The 19,494-nt window shown below is 66.9% G+C and carries 19 protein-coding genes; 10 read left to right on the forward strand and 9 right to left on the reverse strand.

The genetic code is table 11. The features are described from left to right. Positions 1-8: 8 nt before the first annotated feature. From ltaE to gph, 5 genes are all read right to left on the reverse strand, one after another. A complete protein-coding gene (gene ltaE, locus DES47_RS21940; RefSeq protein ID WP_133702911.1) occupies positions 9-1,028 on the reverse strand; it encodes a low-specificity L-threonine aldolase in 1,020 nt (339 codons plus the stop codon). Then, a complete protein-coding gene (locus tag DES47_RS21945; protein ID WP_133702912.1) occupies positions 1,025-1,609 on the reverse strand; it encodes an aminodeoxychorismate/anthranilate synthase component II in 585 nt (194 codons plus the stop codon). The genes ltaE and DES47_RS21945 overlap by 4 nt, the downstream gene beginning before the upstream one ends. After that, complete coding sequence (trpE, locus tag DES47_RS21950) at positions 1,610-3,112, reverse strand: anthranilate synthase component I (RefSeq protein WP_133702913.1); 1,503 nt, start codon at positions 3,110-3,112, stop codon at positions 1,610-1,612. A gap of 306 nt (positions 3,113-3,418) precedes the next feature. After that, the gene (locus DES47_RS21955; protein WP_133702914.1) at positions 3,419-4,495 is read right to left on the reverse strand and encodes a dipeptidase; all 1,077 of its coding nucleotides are present in this window, start codon (positions 4,493-4,495) and stop codon (positions 3,419-3,421) included. A 1-nt stretch (position 4,496) separates the two neighbouring features. Further along, positions 4,497-5,165 (reverse strand): phosphoglycolate phosphatase, encoded by a 669-nt coding sequence (gene gph, locus DES47_RS21960; RefSeq protein WP_133703058.1) that lies wholly within the window; start codon positions 5,163-5,165, stop codon positions 4,497-4,499. A 149-nt stretch (positions 5,166-5,314) separates the two neighbouring features. Here gph and DES47_RS21965 point away from each other — a divergent pair, with 149 nt between their 5' ends. Then, complete coding sequence (locus tag DES47_RS21965; RefSeq protein ID WP_133702915.1) at positions 5,315-6,589, forward strand: efflux RND transporter periplasmic adaptor subunit; 1,275 nt, start codon at positions 5,315-5,317, stop codon at positions 6,587-6,589. Continuing rightward, the gene (locus tag DES47_RS21970) at positions 6,586-9,702 is read left to right on the forward strand and encodes an efflux RND transporter permease subunit (RefSeq protein ID WP_279537344.1); all 3,117 of its coding nucleotides are present in this window, start codon (positions 6,586-6,588) and stop codon (positions 9,700-9,702) included. Before DES47_RS21965 ends, DES47_RS21970 begins: the two co-directional genes overlap by 4 nt. 3 nt (positions 9,703-9,705) lie before the next feature. Here the strand turns inward: DES47_RS21970 and rpe are convergent, their stop codons facing one another. Both rpe and DES47_RS21980 read right to left on the reverse strand, forming a co-directional pair. Then, the gene (gene rpe / locus DES47_RS21975) at positions 9,706-10,389 is read right to left on the reverse strand and encodes a ribulose-phosphate 3-epimerase (protein ID WP_133702916.1); all 684 of its coding nucleotides are present in this window, start codon (positions 10,387-10,389) and stop codon (positions 9,706-9,708) included. A 47-nt stretch (positions 10,390-10,436) separates the two neighbouring features. Continuing rightward, positions 10,437-11,045 (reverse strand): TetR/AcrR family transcriptional regulator, encoded by a 609-nt coding sequence (locus DES47_RS21980; protein ID WP_133702917.1) that lies wholly within the window; start codon positions 11,043-11,045, stop codon positions 10,437-10,439. Between the two features lie 163 nt (positions 11,046-11,208). Between DES47_RS21980 and DES47_RS21985 the strand changes: the two genes are divergently transcribed. Both DES47_RS21985 and DES47_RS21990 read left to right on the forward strand, forming a co-directional pair. Next, positions 11,209-12,117 carry a fasciclin domain-containing protein gene (locus DES47_RS21985; RefSeq protein ID WP_133702918.1) on the forward strand — a complete coding sequence of 303 codons (909 nt, stop codon included), beginning with the start codon at positions 11,209-11,211 and terminating at the stop codon, positions 12,115-12,117. A 53-nt stretch (positions 12,118-12,170) separates the two neighbouring features. After that, positions 12,171-12,626, forward strand: coding sequence for a fasciclin domain-containing protein (locus DES47_RS21990; protein WP_133702919.1), 456 nt, complete (start codon positions 12,171-12,173; stop codon positions 12,624-12,626). A gap of 20 nt (positions 12,627-12,646) precedes the next feature. Here DES47_RS21990 and DES47_RS21995 read toward each other — a convergent pair whose 3' ends face one another. Next, entirely contained in the window at positions 12,647-13,276 is a 630-nt protein-coding gene (locus tag DES47_RS21995; RefSeq protein ID WP_133702920.1) for a DNA-3-methyladenine glycosylase I, read from the reverse strand. Positions 13,277-13,337: 61 nt separating this feature from the next. Here DES47_RS21995 and apaG point away from each other — a divergent pair, with 61 nt between their 5' ends. The 6 genes from apaG to DES47_RS22025 all read left to right on the forward strand — a co-directional run bounded on the left by apaG (position 13,338) and on the right by DES47_RS22025 (position 18,673). Further along, positions 13,338-13,712: a Co2+/Mg2+ efflux protein ApaG gene (gene apaG, locus DES47_RS22000; RefSeq protein ID WP_133702921.1), complete on the forward strand. Its 375-nt coding sequence runs from the start codon at positions 13,338-13,340 to the stop codon at positions 13,710-13,712. Positions 13,713-13,728: 16 nt separating this feature from the next. After that, the gene (locus tag DES47_RS22005) at positions 13,729-15,729 is read left to right on the forward strand and encodes a site-specific recombinase (protein WP_133702922.1); all 2,001 of its coding nucleotides are present in this window, start codon (positions 13,729-13,731) and stop codon (positions 15,727-15,729) included. 275 nt (positions 15,730-16,004) lie between these two features. After that, positions 16,005-17,057: a murein transglycosylase A gene (gene mltA / locus DES47_RS22010; protein WP_341800638.1), complete on the forward strand. Its 1,053-nt coding sequence runs from the start codon at positions 16,005-16,007 to the stop codon at positions 17,055-17,057. A gap of 159 nt (positions 17,058-17,216) precedes the next feature. Continuing rightward, positions 17,217-17,624 (forward strand): hypothetical protein, encoded by a 408-nt coding sequence (locus tag DES47_RS22015; RefSeq protein WP_133702924.1) that lies wholly within the window; start codon positions 17,217-17,219, stop codon positions 17,622-17,624. 67 nt (positions 17,625-17,691) lie between these two features. Next, positions 17,692-18,426 carry a haloacid dehalogenase type II gene (locus DES47_RS22020; RefSeq protein WP_133702925.1) on the forward strand — a complete coding sequence of 245 codons (735 nt, stop codon included), beginning with the start codon at positions 17,692-17,694 and terminating at the stop codon, positions 18,424-18,426. A 10-nt stretch (positions 18,427-18,436) separates the two neighbouring features. After that, positions 18,437-18,673, forward strand: coding sequence for a hypothetical protein (locus tag DES47_RS22025; RefSeq protein ID WP_133702926.1), 237 nt, complete (start codon positions 18,437-18,439; stop codon positions 18,671-18,673). A 60-nt stretch (positions 18,674-18,733) separates the two neighbouring features. Here the strand turns inward: DES47_RS22025 and DES47_RS22030 are convergent, their stop codons facing one another. Continuing rightward, entirely contained in the window at positions 18,734-19,489 is a 756-nt protein-coding gene (locus DES47_RS22030) for an ABC transporter ATP-binding protein (RefSeq protein WP_166652119.1), read from the reverse strand. Positions 19,490-19,494: the final 5 nt, after the last annotated feature.

A 19,494-nucleotide genomic window follows, 5' to 3' on the forward strand; every position in this document is an offset into this window, starting at 1 on the left:
GTTCCTGGTCAGCTCAAATATTCACGGATCGCGGCCACGGCGCGCTGCACGCCCTCGGCATCGACATCGAGGTGCGTGACAAAGCGCAGCCGGTACAGGCCGGTGGCCAGCACGCCGCGCGACTTCAGATGGTCGAGCAGGCCCTGGGCCCGCTCAGGCGCGACATCGACGAAGACGATATTGGTCTGCGGCTGTTCCACCGTCAGACCCGGCAGGCCCTGCAAGCCCTCAGCCAAGGTTTGCGCCAGGGCATGGTCATCGGCCAGCCGCCGCACATGGTGGTCCAGCGCATACAGCGCAGCGCCGGCCAAGACGCCGGCCTGGCGCATGCCGCCGCCGGCCATCTTGCGCCAGCGATGGGCCGCCTTGATGAAGGCCTTGGAGCCGCACAAGACCGAGCCAACCGGCGCGCCCAGGCCCTTGGAGAAGCAGACCGAGACGCTGTCGAAATGGCTGCAGATGGTGCGCGCCTGGGCGTAGGGGTCGCCACCCATGGCCACCGCTGCATTGAACAGCCGCGCGCCGTCCAGATGCACATTCAGGCCGCGGCCGCGCGCCAGGTGGCTGGCCGCGGCCAGATAGCTCAGCGGCAACACCTTGCCGCCAATGGTGTTCTCCAAGGCCAGCAGCCGGGTGCGGGCAAAGTGCGCGTCATCGGGCTTGATGGCGGACTCGATGTCGGCCAAGGCCAGCGAGCCATCAGGCTGATGGTTCAGCGGCTGCGGCTGGATGCTGCCCAGCACAGCGGCACCGCCGCCCTCCCAGCGATAGGTGTGAGCCATCTGGCCGACGATGTATTCGTCGCCGCGCTGGCAGTGGCTCATCAGCGCGCACAGATTGCTCTGCGTGCCAGTGGGCATGAACAGCGCGGCCTCGAAGCCCAGGGTGGCGGCCAGCTTGTCCTGCAAGGCATTGACCGTCGGGTCATCGCCGAACACATCGTCGCCCAGAGGCGCGGCCATCATCGCCTCGCGCATCGCAGGTGTCGGTTGCGTGACGGTGTCGCTTCGTAGATCGATGATCTTCATAGAACTCTCTGCAGGAAGTTGCGCAGCATCGCATGGCCATGCTCGCTGAGTATCGATTCGGGATGGAACTGCACGCCCTCCAGCGGTGTGGCCGTGCCGGCCAGCGCGGTGTGGCGCACACCCATGATCTCACCGTCCTCGGAGCGAGCGCTGATCTCCAGCGACGCCGGCATCGTGGCCTCCTCGATCACCAGAGAGTGGTAGCGGATCACGCTGAAGTCCTTGGGCAGGCCGTGGAACACGCCCTTCTGGTCGGTCGTGATCGTGCTCGCCTTGCCATGCATCTGCTGCTTCGCCCGCACGATGTTGCCGCCCAGCGCCGCACCAATGCTTTGGTGGCCCAGGCAGACACCCAGAATCGGCAGCTTGCCGATGAAATGCTGGATGGCCGCCACGCAAACACCGGCCTCGGCCGGCGAGCAGGGGCCGGGCGACAGCACCAGCGAGTCGGGCTTCAAGGCGGCAATTTCCTCCAGCGTGATCTGGTCATTGCGGAAGACCTTGACCTCCTCACCCAGCTCGCCGAAGTACTGCACCAGGTTGAAGGTGAAGCTGTCGTAGTTGTCGATCATCAGCAGCATTTAAAAGCCCTCCTCAACCAGCTCGGCGGCACGGATCAGTGCCCTGGCTTTCGCTTCCGTTTCCCTCCATTCCATCTCGGGAACGGAGTCGGCCACCACACCGGCCGCGGCCTGCACATACAGCGTCTGATCCTGGATGATGCCGGTGCGGATGGCGATGGCCAGGTCCATGTCGCCAGCAAAGCTCAGGTAGCCGCAGGCGCCGCCGTAGATGCCGCGCTTGACCGGCTCCAGCTCGTCGATGATTTCCATCGCGCGGACCTTGGGCGCGCCGGTCAAGGTGCCTGCCGGGAAGGTGGCCTTGAGCACGTCCAGGCTGGTTGTGCCGTCCTGCAGGATGCCCTCGACATTGCTGACGATGTGCATCACATGGGAGTAGCGCTCGACGACGAAGGCATCGGTCACCTTGACGCTGCCGGTCTTGGCGATGCGGCCGATGTCGTTGCGCGCCAGGTCGATCAGCATCAGGTGCTCGGCTCGCTCCTTCGGGTCGGCCTTCAGCTCGACTTCAAGGGCCAGGTCTTGCTCGATGGTGTTGCCGCGCGGGCGTGTGCCGGCCAGGGGCCTGATCGTGACCTTCTGGCCGTCCGGCGTGTGCTCCTGACGCACCAGGATCTCGGGCGAGGCGCCGACGATCTGGAAGTCGCCCAGGTCGTAGAAGTACATATAAGGCGAGGGGTTCAGCGAACGCAGCGCCCGGTACAGGCTCAGCGGCGACTCGGTGTAGCGCTTGGAGAGGCGCTGGCCGACCTGCACCTGCATCATGTCGCCGGCGGCGATGTAGTCCTTGGCCTTCAGCACGGCGGCGATGTAGTCGTCCTTGGCGAACTCGCGCTGCACCGGATGCTGCTGCACGCGCTTGACCTGCGGCGCAGAGACGCTGTAGCCCAGTTTGTCACGCAGCTCGGTGAGACGCTTCTTGCCGCGGAAATAGGCCTCGGGCGCGCCCGGGTCCGCATAGACGATCAGGTAGAGGCGCCCCGACAGATTGTCGATCACCGCCAGCTCCTCGCATTGCAGCAGCAGGATGTCAGGGGTGTTCAGGCCGCCGGGCTTGTGCGTCGCGGCCAGCTTGGGCTCGATATGGCGCACCGCGTCGTAGCCGAAGTAGCCGGCCAGACCGCCGCAAAAGCGCGGCAGGCCCGGGCGCAGCGCCACCTTGAAGCGCTTCTGGTACTCGGCAATGAAGTCCAGCGGATTGCCCTCATGGCTCTCGACGACCAGGCCGTCGGTGACGACTTCGATCTGGCGGCCGGTGGCGCGCAGCAGGGTGCGCGAAGGCAGGCCGATGAAGGAGTAGCGCCCGAAGCGCTCGCCGCCGACCACCGACTCCAGCAGAAAACTGTTGCGGTGGCTGCCCGACTGGCCGGATTGGCCTGAATAGGCGGCCAGCTTCAGGTACAGCGAGAGCGGGGTTTCAAGATCGGCAAAGGCCTCCGCGATCAGCGGGATGCGGTTATAGCCTTCGGTGGCCAGGCTTTGGAATTCGAGTTCGGTGATCACTGTCTGAACCTTCCGTGGCCGCGGTACCCAGGCTTAAGGCCCGGGGCATCGCGCGGCATCTTTTCAAGTCGGAGGTGGCCCGAAGATCGGAGCGGGGGCAGACCCTGCAAGCCACCGGTGCGATGCCGGCGGGGCTTGCGACGCCTGCGGTCAAGAGGTGACCGGCAGGGTTCAGCGCAGCGCTGGCATCAGAGCGTTGTGAGCGGGCGACGCCAGGGCCAGGCTCCCCGGTCATAAGACCCTATCGTGATGTGCTTGCGCGACGTGAACATGGGAAAAGTGTAGCAGGGCTTTGTGGCAGACAAGCTACGCCCCCCACACCTCGCGCATCATCCGCAGAAAATTGCCGCCAAGGATCTTCTCGACACGGGCGGCGCTGTGGCCACGCCGCTGCAGCATGTCCGCCAGCGCCTGGAACTGTGTCGGACCGATCAGGTCCGGGGCGAACAGCACCACGGCGGCGCTTTCCCCTGAAGCGCCGATGCCGGACTGCTTGCGCTGCGCCACGTCCTCGGCCAGAAAGCGCAGATAGCTCACCATATCGTCCACCGCGGTGACATGGCCGTCGCTGCCGAAGCCGACATGGTCTTCGCCGCAGACCTGGATCGCATGCTCGATGTGCAGCAGCAGATCCTCCGCCATCGGCTGGCCTTGCTCGCGCAGAAAGGGCATCGCGTAGATGCCGACCACGCCCCCGCGCTGCGCCAGCAGGCGCAGCTCGGCATCGGTCTTGTTGCGCGGCAGGTTGGCCAGCGCCCGGCAGCCGGTGTGGGTGATGGCGATGGGCTGGGTCGAGTGGCGCAGCGCATCCAGGCAGGTCTTCTCACTGCTGTGGCTCAGGTCCACCAGCACCTGCTGGGCATTCATCTGCGCCACGGCCTCGATGCCGAAGGCGCTGAGACCAGCGTCATCGGCCACCATGCAGCCGTCGGCGATGCGATTGCGGCCGTTATAGGTCAGCTGCATCACGCGCACACCCAACGACGCGAACTCGGCCACACGCTCCAGATCGTCGCCCAGCATCTCGCTGTTCTGGAAGCCGTAGATCACGCCTGCGCGGCCACCGGCATGGGCGGCCAGGATGTCGGCCGCGCTGATGACCTTCAGCAGGTCGGCAGGATGGGTGGCGATGAATTCGTCCCAGACCTGGATGTCGTGCAGCGTCAGCTCGTAGGGATCGTTGGGCCCGGCGACGTGGCCCAAGGTCATGTTCACCGCCGAAAGACCGGAGTCGCGTGCCTCCGCCAGCGCCCGGGCATCGACGCGCTGCGTCGCGGAGGCGCCGATCTGGTCCTGCGTGCCGGCCTTGGCGGCCTCCAGCGCGATGTTCGGATTGGTCAGCACCCCGAGGGCGTTGATGACGGGATAGGGCAGTGTCGGCATTTCAGCTCCAATGCAGCTCGTCGAGACGGTCGATGAAGGCATCGGCATCCACCTCGCGAATCGGCCGGCCATGGTTGTAGCCGTAGCTGACCAGCACAACGGGGCAGCCGGCGGCGCGTGCGGCCTGGGCGTCGTTGCTGGAGTCACCGACCATCCAGGTGTGCGCCGGCGCCGTGCCAAGCGCCTGGCAGGTCTTGATCAGCGGCAGCGGGTCGGGCTTCTTGCGCGGGAAGGCATCGCCACCGAACACGTGGCTGAAGAAGCGGGACAGGCCCTTGTCCGCGAGCAGCGGCAGGGCGAAATCGGTGGGCTTGTTGGTCAGGCAGGCCATGGGCAGGCCCAGCTCGGCGAAGCGCTGCAGCCCCTCGAGCGCGCCCGGATAGACCTCGGCATGGCGGCCGTTGATTTCAGAATAGTGGCGCTGGTAGCGCTGCATCGCCAGCTCGAAGCGGTTCGTGCCAGCGTCAACCTGCTTCAAGGTCTGGGCGACCAGATGCTCGCTGCCCTTGCCCACCGTCTGCGCAACGAAAGCGCCGTCGATATGGGGCAGGCGCAGATCGTCCAGCATCAGGTTCAAGGCGACGACGAAGTCGGCTTGGGTGTCTATCAGGGTGCCGTCCAGATCGATGATCAGGGCCAGCGGGGCTTGGATGTCGGTGGGGGCTGCCAAAGTCAAAGCGAGGTCTCCTGCTGCTGGCGGCACTATGCCCGAACCTGCCGGTGCGGTCTGCGCACCACTGGTTTACCCGCGAGCAATACCCACCGCAGGGTCGCTGGGTTAAGCTGGTTTGTTAAGTACAGATCGCTTGGGGCTTGAGCATGAGCAGAACAAAAGTGGCCGCCGGGCTGGTCATCCTGGCCGTCGCTGCCGGTGGCGTCTATTGGTGGAAGAACCCGGCCGCAAAGCCTGCCGAGGGGGCGGCGGCAGCCGGCCCGGCAGCGTCCGGCGCGTCCGGCGCGTCTGGTGCGGCCGGCCGCGGCGGCGTGCAGACCGTAGGCGTGGTGGCGGCCCTGCGCCAGGACGTGCCGGTGCGCGTCGAGGCCAGCGGCACCGTGGTGTCGCTGAACACGGTGGACATCCGGCCCCAGGTGTCCAGCATCGTGCGCGAGGTGCTGGTCAAGGACGGTCAGATGCTGAATAAGGGCCAGCCGCTGTTCCGCTTCGACGACCGCGGCGACCGCGCCAATCTGGACAAGGCCCGGGCGCAGATCGCCCGCGACCGCGCCACGCTGGCTGATCTGGACCGCCAGTACAAGCGCGCGCTGGATCTGCGCGCGCAGAGCTTCATCGCCCAGAGCGCGGTCGACACGGTGCAGTCGCAGCTGGAGGCCCAGCGCGCGCTGCTGCAGTCGGACGAGGCTGCGCTGCAGTCCACTCAGGTCAGCCTGGGCTACAACGAGATCCGCTCACCGCTGGACGGCCGCGCCGGCGCGGTCAATGTGTTCGTCGGCAGCCTGGTGCAACCCAGCGGCACGGTGCTGGTCAGCATTGCGCAGATCAATCCGATCGGCGTGACATTCACGCTGCCCGAGACGCAGCTGGGTGCGCTGCTCCAAGCAGTCAATCTGGGCAAAAGCGGCAAGGACAAGGCACCGCTGGAAGCGCAGATTGTGCTGACCGGCAGTGCCGGCCGCGGCACAGACACGCCGATCAAGGGCAAGGTCAGCTTCGTCGACAACAGCGTCGATGCCAGCAGCGGCAGCATCCGGGTCAAGGCCGAGTTCGACAACAGTGCCGGCCAGCTGTGGCCGGGCCAGTATGTGCGGCTGCGGCTGATACTGCGCACCATCCCGGATGCGGTGGTGGTGCCGCAGGCCGCCATCATCCTGCGCGGCACCGAGCGCTCCATCTACGTCGTCGGCGAGGACAAGACGGCCAGGCTGGTGCCGGTGCAGATACGCTATCCCTTCGGCGAAATGGCCGTGGTCGAAGGCATTGCCGCCGGCGACAAGGTGGTGCTTGAGGGCAAGCAGAACCTGCGCCCGGGCGCGACAGTGCGTGATGTGCCGGCCACCTTGGACGCAGGCGGCGGCAGGCGCGGGACCAAGGGCGCGGACGCAGCCAGCACCCCCGCTTCAGGAGCCTCGAAGTGAAAGCCGGCTCCAGCCTGACGGAGCTGTTCATCCGCCGGCCGGTGATGACCGTGCTGCTGAACATTGCGCTGGTGATCGCCGGCCTGGCGGCCTGGGGCAAGATCCCGGTCGCCGCCCTGCCCAGCTACAACACGCCGGTCATCAACGTCAGCGCCAGCCTGCCCGGCGCCAGCCCGGAAACCATGGCCAGCTCGGTGGCCCTGCCGCTGGAGAAGCAGTTCTCGACCATCTCGGGCCTGGCCACCATCTCGTCCACCAGCACGTTGGGAAATACCTCGCTGACCCTGGAATTCGAGTCCTCGCGCGATATCGAGGCCGCCGCGGTGGACGTGCAGGCCGCGCTGTTCCGTGCCCAGCGCAGCCTGCCGGCCGAAATGACCTCGCCGCCGAACTACCGCAAGGTCAATCCGGCCGATGCCCCGGTGCTGCTGGTGGCTTTGACCTCGCCGTCGATCAATCTGTCGGAGCTGAACGACTTCGCCGAGAACCTGATCAGCCCCAGCCTGTCCACCATCGATGGTGTGGCCCAGGTCTCGATCTTCGGCCAGAAGCGTTTCGCGGTGCGCATCAAGGTACGCAACGAAGCGCTGCAGCAGCGCAACCTGACCCTTGACGAGCTGCAGAACGCGATCCGCAGTGCCAATGCCAACACGCCGCTGGGTGTGCTGGACGGCGCACGGCAGACGCTGACCATCCAGGCCAACAAGCAGCTGCGCAATGCGCGCGAGTTCGGCGCACTGGTGATTGCCTCGCGCGATGGCGCGCCGCTGTACCTGCGCGATGTGGCCGATGTGCAGGACAGCTACGAGACCGTCAAGACCTCCAGCAGCTTCCAGGGTGAGCGCTCCATCGTGCTGGCCGTGCAGCGCCAGCCCAATGCCAACACGGTCAAGGTGGTGGACTCGGTCAAGGCCATGCTGCCGCGCTTCCAGAGCCAGCTGCCGGCCTCGGTGCAGATGAGCACCTTGAACGACCGCTCGCTGTCGGTGCGCGAGGCCCTGCACGACGTCTATCTGACCCTGGCGCTGACGGTGGGCCTGGTGGTGATGGTGATCTTCATCTTCCTGCGCCATATGGCGGCCACCGTGATCCCGACGCTGTCGCTGCCGATCTCGCTGATCGGCGCGCTGACCCTGCTCTATGCGCTGGGCTACAGCCTGGACAATATCTCGCTGCTGGGCATCACGCTGGCCGTGGGCCTGGTGGTGGACGACGCCATCGTGATGCTGGAAAACATCATGCGTCACGTCGAAGCCGGCATGGAGCCCTTCGCCGCCGCCGTGCGCGGTGCGCGCGAAATGGCCTTCACCATCGTCAGCATCTCGATCTCGCTGGTGGCGGTGCTGATACCGATCTTCTTCATGCCAGGCGTGATCGGCCTGCTGTTCCATGAGTTCGCGGTCGTCGTGTCGCTGGCCATCCTGGTCTCCGCCGCGGTGTCGCTGACCCTGGTGCCCATGCTGTGCAGCCGCTTTCTGCACAAGCACGAGGCCAGGGAAGAGTCGGCGCTGGGGCGCTGGTTCGAGCGCGGCTTCAATGCGGTGCTCGCTGCCTACACCCGCTCGCTGGACTATGCCCTGCTGCACCGCCGCTGGGTGATGGGCGCTGCGCTAGCCAGCTTTGCCATCACCGCCTACCTGTTCACCGTCATTCCCAAGGGCTTCTTCCCCGAGGAGGACATCGGCCAGATCCGCGCCAGCACCGAGGCCGCCGAGGATATTTCGTTCACGCGCATGCTGGAGTTGCAGGATCGCGTGGCGGCGCTGGTGCAGGCCGACCCCGCGGTGGCCAGCGTGGCCTCGACAGTGGGCGGCGGCGGTGGCGGCGGCAACCTGAATGCCGGCCGCATGTTCATCAACCTGAAGCCTCGCAACGAGCGCCCGCCGATGAAGGAGGTGCTGGAGGGCCTGCGCAAGAAACTGCGTGGCCAAGCCGGCATGCAGGTGTTCCTCAGCCCCGTGCAGAACCTTCAGCTCGGCGGACGCCAAAGCAAGAGCCGCTACCAGTTCACGCTGCAAAGCGTCAGCACCGGTGAACTCAACGACTGGGCCAATCGGCTGCAGGAGAAGATGCGCGGCGAACCCATCTACCGCGACATCACCAGCGACTCGCAGATGCGGGGCCTGCAGGCCAGCCTCAACATCGACCGCGAGCGGGCCAATCTGCTGGGCGTGCAGATCGGCGACATCCGCAGCGCGCTGTACAGTGCCTTCGGCGAGCGCCAGGTCTCCACCATCTACGGCGAGAGCAACTCCTACCAGGTGATCATGCAGGCCAGCGAGGCCGACAGCGCCAGCGAGGACGCCTTCGGCAAGATCTCGCTGCGCGGCAAGAACGGCGCCCTGGTGCCGCTGACCGCTTTTGCCAGCGTGCAGCGCACGCTGGGGCCGACGGCCGTCAACCACCAGGGCCAGCTGCAGGCGGTGACGTTGAGCTTCAATCTCGCCCCCGGCATACCTTTGGGCAACGCCACGGCCAAACTCGACCAGCTGGTCAAGGACATCAAGCTGCCGGCCAGCATCATCACCAGCTATGGCGGCGATGCTGCGGTGTTCAAGGACTCGCAGGGCGGCCAGGCCCTGCTGCTGGTGCTGGCGGTGCTGGTGATCTATGTGCTGCTGGGCGTGCTCTACGAGAGCTACATCCACCCGCTGACCATCCTCGCCGGCCTGCCCTCGGCGGCAATGGGCGCGCTGATCACCCTGCAGCTCTTTGGGCAAGACCTGACCCTGATTGCCACGATTGGCATACTGATGCTGATAGGCATCGTCAAGAAGAACGCGATCATGATGATCGACTTCGCGCTGGATGCGCAGCGCAACCAGGGCATGACGCCCCACCAGGCGATACGCGAAGCCTGCGTGCTGCGCTTTCGGCCCATCATGATGACCACCCTGGCCGCGCTGATGGGCGCCCTGCCGATCGCCCTGGGCCTGGGCGCCGGCGCCGAGCTGCGCCAGCCGCTGGGCCTGGCCGTCGTCGGCGGCTTGATCGTCTCGCAGATGGTGACGCTGTACATCACCCCGGTGATCTACCTGGCGCTGGACCGCTACAGCGGCCGCGGGCCGATCACGACCGAGGTGGCGGAGAGTCTGGGCAAGAGTGCGGCTTGAGCCTCAGCGCGCCAGCTCGGCCCGCATTGCGTCGATGACCGCCTTGTAGTCCGGCTTGCCGAAGATCGCCGAGCCGGCGACGAAGGTGTCGGCGCCCGCATCGGCAATCTGGCGGATGTTGTCGACCTTGACGCCGCCGTCAATCTCCAGGCGGATATCGCGGCCGCTCTTGTCGATGATGCGGCGGGCCTGCTCCAGCTTCTTCAGCGCCGAGGGGATGAAGCTCTGGCCGCCGAAGCCGGGGTTGACGCTCATGATCAGCACCAGATCGACCTTGTCTATCACCCACTCCAGCACATCCAGCGACTCGGCGGGGTTGAACACCAGACCCGCCTGCTTGCCCTCGGCCTTGATCAGCTGCAAGGTGCGGTCCACATGGGCCGAGGCGTCGGGGTGGAAGCTCACCAGGTCGGCGCCAGCCTTGCAGAAAGCGACGGCCAGCGCATCGACCGGCTGCACCATCAGGTGCACATCGATGGGCACGGCCACGCCGGCGGCGGTGACCGAATGCTTGCGGAGCGCTTCGCAGATCATCGGGCCGAAGGTCAGGTTGGGCACGTAATGGTTGTCCATCACGTCGAAATGGATCCAGTCGGCGCCGGCCGCGATGACGTTGCGCACCTCATCGCCGAGGCGGGCGAAGTCGGCAGACAGGAGGCTGGGGGCAATGCGGAAGGTGGTGCTCATGGTGGCTGCTGCGGCGATGGATGCCCCGATTCTAGGAGGCAAGCCGTTCAGCCGGCGGCCAGGCCGTCGAAGCAAGTGCTCAGCAGCATCTCGATGATCTGCTCGTGCCCGTACTGGCCGCTCATCTTCAGCAGGCCCAGCACCGGGTCGCAGGCACGGGCGTAGAGGGTGTAGAGCACGACCTCGGGCGGCAGGCTGGTGCGCAGGGTGCCGGCGGCCTGCGCGGCGGCGATCCACTCACCCAGATGGTCGCTGAGCGTCAGCAGGCGGTCCATATAGACCTTGTGACCCACCAGGGCGGCACGCAGGCTGGAGTTCTGTGCCGGCAGTGACGGCATTTCGCCGGCCAGTTGCACCTGCATCGTCCAGCGGGCCACGGCCTTCAGCCCCTCCAGCGGCTTCAGGCCCGGCTTCGCTTGCAGCTCGGCCACGAAGGCCAGTGCGCGCTCGAGCACCCGCACCATCGCCGCCGCGGCCAATTCTTCCTTGGAGGTGAAATGCTTGTAGAGGCTGGCCTTGGCAATGCCCACGTCGGCCACCACCTCGTCGACCGTCATCAGGTCGAAGCCCTTTTCGGCCAGCAGGCGATTGACCGCATCAACGATCGCGTCCTCGCGAGCCTGCAGCACCTGCGCACGGAATGAAACTCTTGCCATGCCGGCATTCTAGGCGGCCCCAGGCCAGAAACAGACTGGCAAGTCCAGTTGTTACCAACAAGTTCACATAAAGACCATACGGTTGACTTTGTGAACTCAATAGTTCAAATTCCGCCCCAACGACGGTGGTTCCCCTGCCGTCTCCTATGTCTGGGGCAAGATCATGCTGAACTGGCTCACGCCGCAACCCACCGAATCCTCGCGCGCCGCCCCGGCCATGCCGTCCATGGGTGCGAACGATGGCACGGAGCCGTCACTGGCCTGGTTGCCCAACGCCCTGCAGAACGCCGGCATGGGCAGTCTGCTCAGCCACGGCGCCGGGCTGACCCTGCTGGCGCCCAGCGAAGCGGCGCTGCACGGCTGGCTGGCGAGCCAGGGCCGCAGCCACGCCGACTGGCTGACCGATGCCGAGTCCCTTCGCCGTCTGCTCCTCGATCACCTGCTGCCCAGCGCGGTCGGTGCAGCACAGCTGCTGCAGGCCCAGGCCCTGTCCAGCCTGGGCCGGGTGCCGCTGAGGATCGAGGCGACGATGCAGGGGCCGATGCTGGTGGATGCCCAGCAGCGACGCGCTCGCGTGCTGCGCGGCGACCTGCGGCTCGGCGCGCTGCGCGTGCACCTGATCGACGAAGTGCTGCTGGCTCCTCAGCAAAGCCTGCTGGAGCTGCTGGCACAGCGCAGCGATTTTTGCGATCTGGCCGAGGCCCTGGACCGCAGCGGGCTGACCTGCGTGTTGCGCAGCCAGGGGCCGTTCACCCTGTTCGCTCCGAGCAACGATGCCTTTGCCGGCCTGGCGGTGCGGCTGGGTTTGCGGCGCCGCAGCCTGCTTGCCGACACCGGGCTGCTGCTCGATGTGCTGCGCTACCACCTGGTCAGCGGTCGAGTGGCCTTTGCCGATCTGCCCTGGGGCGGCGCACTGCCCACGGCGCAAGGCACGTCGCTACGCCTGAGCCCGCTGGGCCTGATCGGCCGCGGCGACGCCGATGCTCAACCCCTGTTGCCGGGCCGGGAGCTGCATGCCAGCAATGGCGTGCTGCATCCGCTGACACAGGCGCTGTTGCCGCCCCAGCGCTGAGGCCCCCGGCCAATACATCTCCACTTTCCTCCACCCTGAACGAAGGCAATACCATGAAGAAGCAGTTGTTTGTAGTCGGTGCACTGACCCTTGCCGCCCTGTCCGCTCAAGCCAAGGACATCGTCGACACGGCGGTCGCCGCGGGCAATTTCAAGACCCTGGCCACCGCCCTGCAGGCCGCAGGCCTGATTGACACACTCAAGGGCAAGGGCCCGTTCACCGTATTCGCGCCCACCGACGCGGCGTTCGCCAAGGTGCCCAAGGCCGATCTCGACGCGCTGCTGGCCGACAAGGCCAAGCTGACAGCCGTGCTGACCTATCACGTCGTGCCGGGCAAGGTGATGGCCAAGGACGTCAAGGCCGGCAAGGTCAAGACGGTGCAGGGCAGCGAGCTGACGGTCAGCACCAGCGGCGGCGTGATGGTCGACCAGGCCAAGGTCACGGCCACCGACATCGCGGCCGACAATGGCGTGATTCACGTCATCGACAGCGTGATCATGCCCAAGTAGGCCTCGTCCGGCCTGGCCCCTCAGGCCGCAGGTGAGCGAAAGGCGCGCCGCGCCGCGCTCACCTGCTCGCGGGTCACGCAAGCGAGCGAGTGGTCATTGACCAGACCCATCGCCTGCATCAAGGCATACATGGTGGTCGGGCCGACGAACTTCCAGCCGCGCTTCTTCAGGTCCTTGGACATGGCCACCGACTCGGGAGAGGTGGCGCGCACCACGGGCTCGTCGTAACTGCCCGGCGCCGGTTCATAGCGCCACAGATAGGCGGCCAGCGAGCCGGTCTCGGCCACCAGTTCGATCGCCCGCCTGGCATTGTTGATGCTGGCCTCGATCTTGCCGCGATGGCGCACGATGCCGGCGTCCTGCAGCAGCCGCGTCACGTCGCCGTCATCGAACCCGGCAACGCTGGCATGCTCGAAATTGGCAAAGGCGGCACGGAAAGCCTCGCGCTTGGCCAGGATCGTGCGCCAGCTCAGGCCGGACTGGAAGCCCTCCAGGCACAGCTTCTCGAACAGGCGGCGCTCATCGGCAACCGGAAAGCCCCACTCCGTGTCGTGGTAATGCAGATAGGGCGGATAGTCGGCCGCGGCGGCACACCAGCGGCAACGCGGGCGCCCGTCGGCGGGCATATAGGGAAGGGCTGTGTCACTCATGGTTGCGAAGGGTAATTCAATCTGCAGCCAGCCGCCCCGACACGTGCCTAGAATGCCCCTCATGGCCAACCCTCAGTTCACCTGCACCGTCACGGTGCAGCCTCTGCCCGAGCAGACCGACGCCGGCAAGGGGCTGCATGCCTTTGCCTACACCATCAACATCAAGAACAGCGGCGACATCACTGCCCAGCTGATCGCCCGGCGCTGGACCATCACCGACGCCCGCGGCCATGTGGACGAGGTGCGCGGCCTGGCCGTGGTGGGGCACCAGCCGGTGCTGCAACCCGGGCAGGAGTTCGAATACACCAGCTGGGCACAGCTGCGCACGCCCCAGGGCACGATGCAGGGCTCGTTTCTGTGCGTGACCGAGCTCGGCGAGGTCTTCGATACCCCGGTGCATGAGTTCCTGCTGGCCGACACCAGCGTGCTGCACTGACACCCATCTCAAATAGATGACGAAGCAACACGGCAACTGGGATCTGACCGCGCTGCTCAATGCAGCCAATGCCAAACTGACACGCGCACAGCGCCATCTGTGGCTGGTGCGCCTGCTGGAATGGCTGCGCCACCCGGCACCACGCGGTGCCGAACACGAGACCAGCCAGCCGCTGCCGCTGCTGCGCCTGCGCCACCTGCTGCAGATGCTGGAGCGCAACCCCGACAGCGCCCGGGCCGTGCGCGACATCATGACGGCCTTCTGGCGCGAGATCGACGCACTGGGCCTGTTTGCCTATGTCGGCTTTGCGCCGCGCATGGTGCTGTGGGGCGAGCTGATGCACCGCCTTCGCCAGAACCTGCTGCCCGGCACGGTGGACACCAACGACCTGGGCGAACTGTTCCATCTGCTGTTCCCGCAGCCCGAGGACGAGCAGTGGCTGCTGGCCATGGACGAAGACCTGCTGCGCCGACTGGGTCAGGTGCTGACACCGGCCGATGCGGATGGCGACGCCGACTCCCGCTGGCGCCAGCCCATGCTGGAAAGCATCACCGTGCTGGCCAGCGCCGTGCGCTCCACAGGCCTGTCGGCCCCATTGCGCCAGCGCATGAGCCCCGAGCTGATAGCGGACCAGCCCTTTGTACAGCTGGCCCGGGCCACCGAGCGCGTCACCCAGGCGCTGCAGGAGCGCGATGAGGCGGCACTCAAGCAAGACCTGCAGTACCTGCGCGCGCTGCTGGAGGCCTGCCAGCGGGCGGCACAGAGCAGCTCCGAGCATCTGGAAGCCCATGGCATCTCGGTCGACATCGTGTTCGAGATCGATCAGCTGGTGCGACGCTGCCAGCGCATCGAGGCCCTGCTCGACTGCCTGGTCTCCGACACCCCGCAGCAGGAGCTGGCCCGCCTGGCCGCCGATCTGGTGCGCGTGGTCCATGAGCAGCGCAGCCTGAGCAGCCTGTTCGCCCAGCACTACTCGATGCTGGCGCGCAAGGTGGCCGAACGCAGCGCCGCCACCGGCGAGCACTACATCACCCGCAATGCCGCCGAGTACCGGGACATGCTCCTGCGCGCGGCCGGCGGCGGTGGCGCGATTGCCATCACCACATTCGTCAAGTTCGCCCTGATGGCGCTCACGCTGTCTGCCTTCTGGGCGGGCTTCTGGGCCGGCGTCAACTATGCCGCCTGTTTCGTGCTGATCCATGTGCTGCACTGGACGGTGGCGACCAAGCAGCCGGCGATGACGGCGCCGGCGATGGCGCACAAGCTCAAGAGCATCGACCAGGAGGCCGAGCTGGAGGACTTTGTCGATGAGGTGGCCCATCTGCTGCGCTCGCAGTTCGCCGGCATCGTCGGCAATCTCGCGATGGTGATACCGGTCGTGCTGGCCGGCCAGGGTCTGGGTTGGCTGCTGTTGGGCGCGCCCCTGGTCGGCAAGCATGACGCCGAGCATGTGCTGGAGACCCTGCATCTGCTGGGGCCGACGCTGTTCTTCTCGGCCTTCACCGGCGTGCTGCTGTTCGCCAGCAGCCTGATCGCAGGCTGGGCCGAGAACTGGTTCGTGTTCCACCGGCTGGACAGCGCGATTGCCTGGAACCCCAGCCTGGTTGCCCGTCTGGGCGAGGCCCGTGCCCAGCGTTGGGCCCTGTGGTGGCGCAACAATATCTCGGGCCTGGCGGCCAATATCTCGCTGGGCTTCCTGCTGGGCCTGGTGCCGGTGCTGCTGGCCTTCTTCGGCCTTGGCATCGAGGTCAGGCACGTGACCCTGTCCACCGGTCAGCTGGCCGCGGCGGTGGGCGCACTCGGCATCGATGTGTTCCGGCACAGCGCCTTCTGGTGGTGCCTGGCCAGCATTCCGTTCATAGGCCTGCTGAACCTGGGCGTCAGCTTCTGGCTGGCCCTGAAGGTCGCGCTGCGCTCCCGCGGCGTCAAGCTGGCCGACCGGGCCCGGCTGCGCGGCGCGATCTGGCGGCGGCTGCGCACCGCGCCAAGAAGCTTCGTGCTGCCGCCGAAATCCTGATCAGCAGCGGACCGACCTAAGACTCGTCATGGCTCCCGGGCCGCTCGCCCTTCTTGCGGCCCGAGAACATCGTCCACCAGATGATCAGCACGAACAGCAGCAGCGCACCCAGCGCTTCCAGCAAAATCACCCACATGGCAGTCTTCTCGATCGGTCAGTTTCGGAACGGCACGGCGGCGGCGATTCTATGCCTCCTGGTGGCTTGCAGCACGACACCTGCGCCAACGCCAGCGCCAGCGCCGCCACCTGGTGTTTCGGTACCGCCACCAGAGGAAGTGTTCAAGCCCTATCCGCCCGACTACAGCCGGCGGGAACCAGACCTGCTGCGCGAGCGCTCGCGCTGGGTGGCGGTGGACTGGAACGCGCTTCCCGGCTGGGAGCTTGACCGCGCCGGCGAGCTGTGGCCCGCCCTGCTGCGCGGTTGCGAGCGCCCTGCCGCGGGTTGGGCCTCGGTCTGCGCCCAGGCCCGGTCACTCACCGCGCCGGACGATGCCCAGGCCCGCGCCTGGCTGATGGCCCGGCTGCAGCCCTACCGGATCGAATCGATGGACGGCCAGCGCGAGGGCCTGATCACCGGCTATTACGAGCCGCTGATCACCGCCAGCCGCAGGCCCCAGGCCGGCTTTCGCACCGCCCTGCACCGCCCGCCGGCCGATCTGACCACGCGCCGGCCCTACTGGACGCGCCAGCAGCTGGAGCGCGAGACTCAGGCCCGCCAGGCCCTGCTGGGCCGCGAGATCGCCTTCATCGAAGACCCGCTGGACGCGCTGGTGCTGCAGATCCAGGGCTCGGGCCGGCTGCAGCTGACCGAGCCCGACGGCTCGCAACGCCTGGTGCGCCTGGCCTTTGCCGGCCACAACGACCAGCCCTACAGATCGGTCGGCCGTTGGCTGATCGAGCAGGGCGAGCTGCGACCCGAGGGGGCCAACTGGCCGGCGATCAAGGACTGGGCACGGCGCAATCCAGGGCGGATCAACGAGTTGCTGTGGAGCAATCCGCGAGTGGTCTTCTTCCGCGAAGAACCGCTGCACGACCCCAGCTCCGGCCCGCGCGGCGGCCAGGCCGTGCCATTGACGCCGGGCCGCTCAATCGCCGTGGACACCGCCAGCGTGCCCTACGGCACCCCGGTCTGGCTGGACAGCACCGAGCCACTCAGCAACACCCCGCTGCGCCGCCTGGTGATGGCCCAGGACACCGGCAGCGCCATCACCGGCGCGGTGCGCGCCGACTTCTTCTGGGGCTGGGGCAGCACGGCGGAGCAGCAGGCAGGCCGCATGAAGCAGGGCCTGCGCATGTGGGCGCTGTGGCCGCGCGAAGGCGGCAGCTGAGTCGCGGCCCGAGCGCTCGTTCACTGCTTGACATATGCAGTCCAGCCTGCGGCCTTGGCCGTTTATCGCGCTAGTCCGCACTCTGTCGCATGTGGCTGGGGCATCGCCAGCGGTGTTCCTAAAGTTCGCTGCCTCAACCCACCCGAACGGAGATCCCTCATGCACACCACCACCTCATCGCTGTCGCTGACACGCACGCTCAAGCGCGCAGCCATGCCCATCGCCCTGTTGCTTGCCGCCGTCAGTGGCACCGCCCAGGCCGACACCGCGATCAAGACCCTGCCCACCGTGACCCTGCAAGGCAGCGCGAGCCTGAGGGCCACCTGTCCGCAAGCTGCTGAGGTGCTGCAGGAGGCGCTTGAAAGCACCGTGCACCGCCTGCGCGAAGAGGGTGTGATGCAGGTGCGCTTCACCTTGGTCGGCCAGCAGATCAGCGACGTGCAGGCTACCGCAGGGCCGGCGCGCTACCGTGCCCGCGTGCGCACGGCCGTGGCCGATCTGAAATGCCAGGGCCAGAGCCAGGTGGCCCAGCAGCATCAGTTCGCGATCAACTTCTCGGACAGCTGATGAGTCCTTGTGCGCGGTGCCGCTATGCTTGGGCAGCGGCACCGCGCAGCACAAAGGCTCGTCTCCCATGCATTCCGACCGTGAACCGATCAAGGCCCTGATATTCGATGTGTTCGGCACGCTGGTCGACTGGCGCAGCTCGATCGCGCGCGAGGCAAGGCAAGCCCTGACCCCGCTGGGCATCACCATCGACTGGGCGGCCTTTGCCGACGCCTGGCGCGACGAATACCAGCCGGCCATGGAAGAGGTGCGCAGCGGCCGCATCGCCTTCGGCAAGCTCGACGGCCTGCACCGGCGCAACCTTGATGTGGTGCTGGCTCGCATGGGCCTGGGTGAGCGGGTCGATGAGACCACCCGCGTCGCCCTGAACCTGGCCTGGCACCGGCTCGATGCCTGGCCCGACGTGCCCGCGGCCCTGGCCCTGCTGCGCCAGCGCTATCTGCTGGCGCCCTGCTCCAACGGCAATATCTCGCTGATGGTCGATCTGGCCCGGCGCAACGGACTGCTGTGGGATGCCATCCTCGGCGCCGAACTGGCCCGTGACTACAAGCCCAAGCCAGTGGTCTATCTCAGCGCCGTGTCGGCCTTCGATCTGCGGCCCGAACAGGTGATGATGGTGGCCGCCCATTCGTCCGATCTGGCCGCGGCGGCACAGGCCGGCCTGCGCACGGCTTTCATCGCCCGGCCCGACGAGCGCGGGCCCGGCCTGGGCGAATCGGTGCCGACGGTGACCGTCGATCGGCAGGCAGCCGATCTGGCGGCGCTGGCCGGGATGCTAGGCTGTGTACCCCTCAGTGCCTGACACCCCCCCCTTGAAACTCCAGCACCAGCACGCCGGCCGCAACATCTTCATCAGCCCCGGCTCCGACGCCGGCTACGCCCCGGGCAGCTTTGTGATCTGCGCCATCGGCGGCGGCGCCGAGGGCTGGTCCATCAGCCATATCGGGCCCAACGGCCGCGGGCAGGATCTGGGCGAGGAGTACTTCTTCGCCACGCCCGAGGAGGCGCTGGAGTTCACGAAGGAGTTGATCGAGATGTTGCCTGGTTGATTTGCCCCCGGATTGCATCCGGGCCACGGGACGCAGGTAGCCCGGATGCAATCCGGGAGGCTACCTTCGTGTAAATCCCTTCGAGGCCAGCATCAAGGCCTTGGTGTAGTCGTCCCGCACGCGGCTGGCGGCCAGGTCCTCGGCCGACAGCAGTTCCACCGTGCGGCCGCGCTGCATCACCATCAGGCGCTCGCACAGATGAGTGACGACTGCCAGGTCATGGCTGACCATGATGAAACTCAGGCCCCTCTCGCGGCGCAGCTGCTCCAGCAGGTTCAGCACCTCGGCCTGCACCGAGGCATCCAGCGCCGAGGTCGGTTCGTCGAGCAGCAGGATTTGCGGCTCCAGGATCAAGGCACGGGCGATGGCGATGCGCTGGCGCTGGCCGCCGGACAGCTGGTGCGGGAAGCGGAATCTGAAGCCATCGCTCAAGCCCACCTCGTCCAGCGCGCGCTCGATGCGAGCCTCGGCATCCGCGATGCCATGAATGGCCAGCGGCTCGGCAAGTATCCGATCGACCGTCTGGCGCGGGTGCAGCGAGCCATAGGGGTCCTGGAACACCATTTGCACGCGACGGCGGAAGGCCTTGTCGCCGGGGGCCGGCAGCGCACCCTCGCCGATCAGCCTGACCTCGCCGGACGTCCGGGCATTGAGTCCGCAGATCGCGCGCAGCACCGTCGATTTGCCCGATCCCGATTCACCGACGATGCCGAAACTCTCGCCCGGCTGTACGGCGAAGGAGGTGTCCTCGACGGCGACGAAGGCGCCAAACTGCACGCGCAGGTTGTTGACTTCCAGACCCACGGAGGCATTCACGGCGG

This window comes from Roseateles toxinivorans (assembly GCF_004362525.1).
Lineage (GTDB): Bacteria > Pseudomonadota > Gammaproteobacteria > Burkholderiales > Burkholderiaceae_C > Paucibacter > Paucibacter toxinivorans.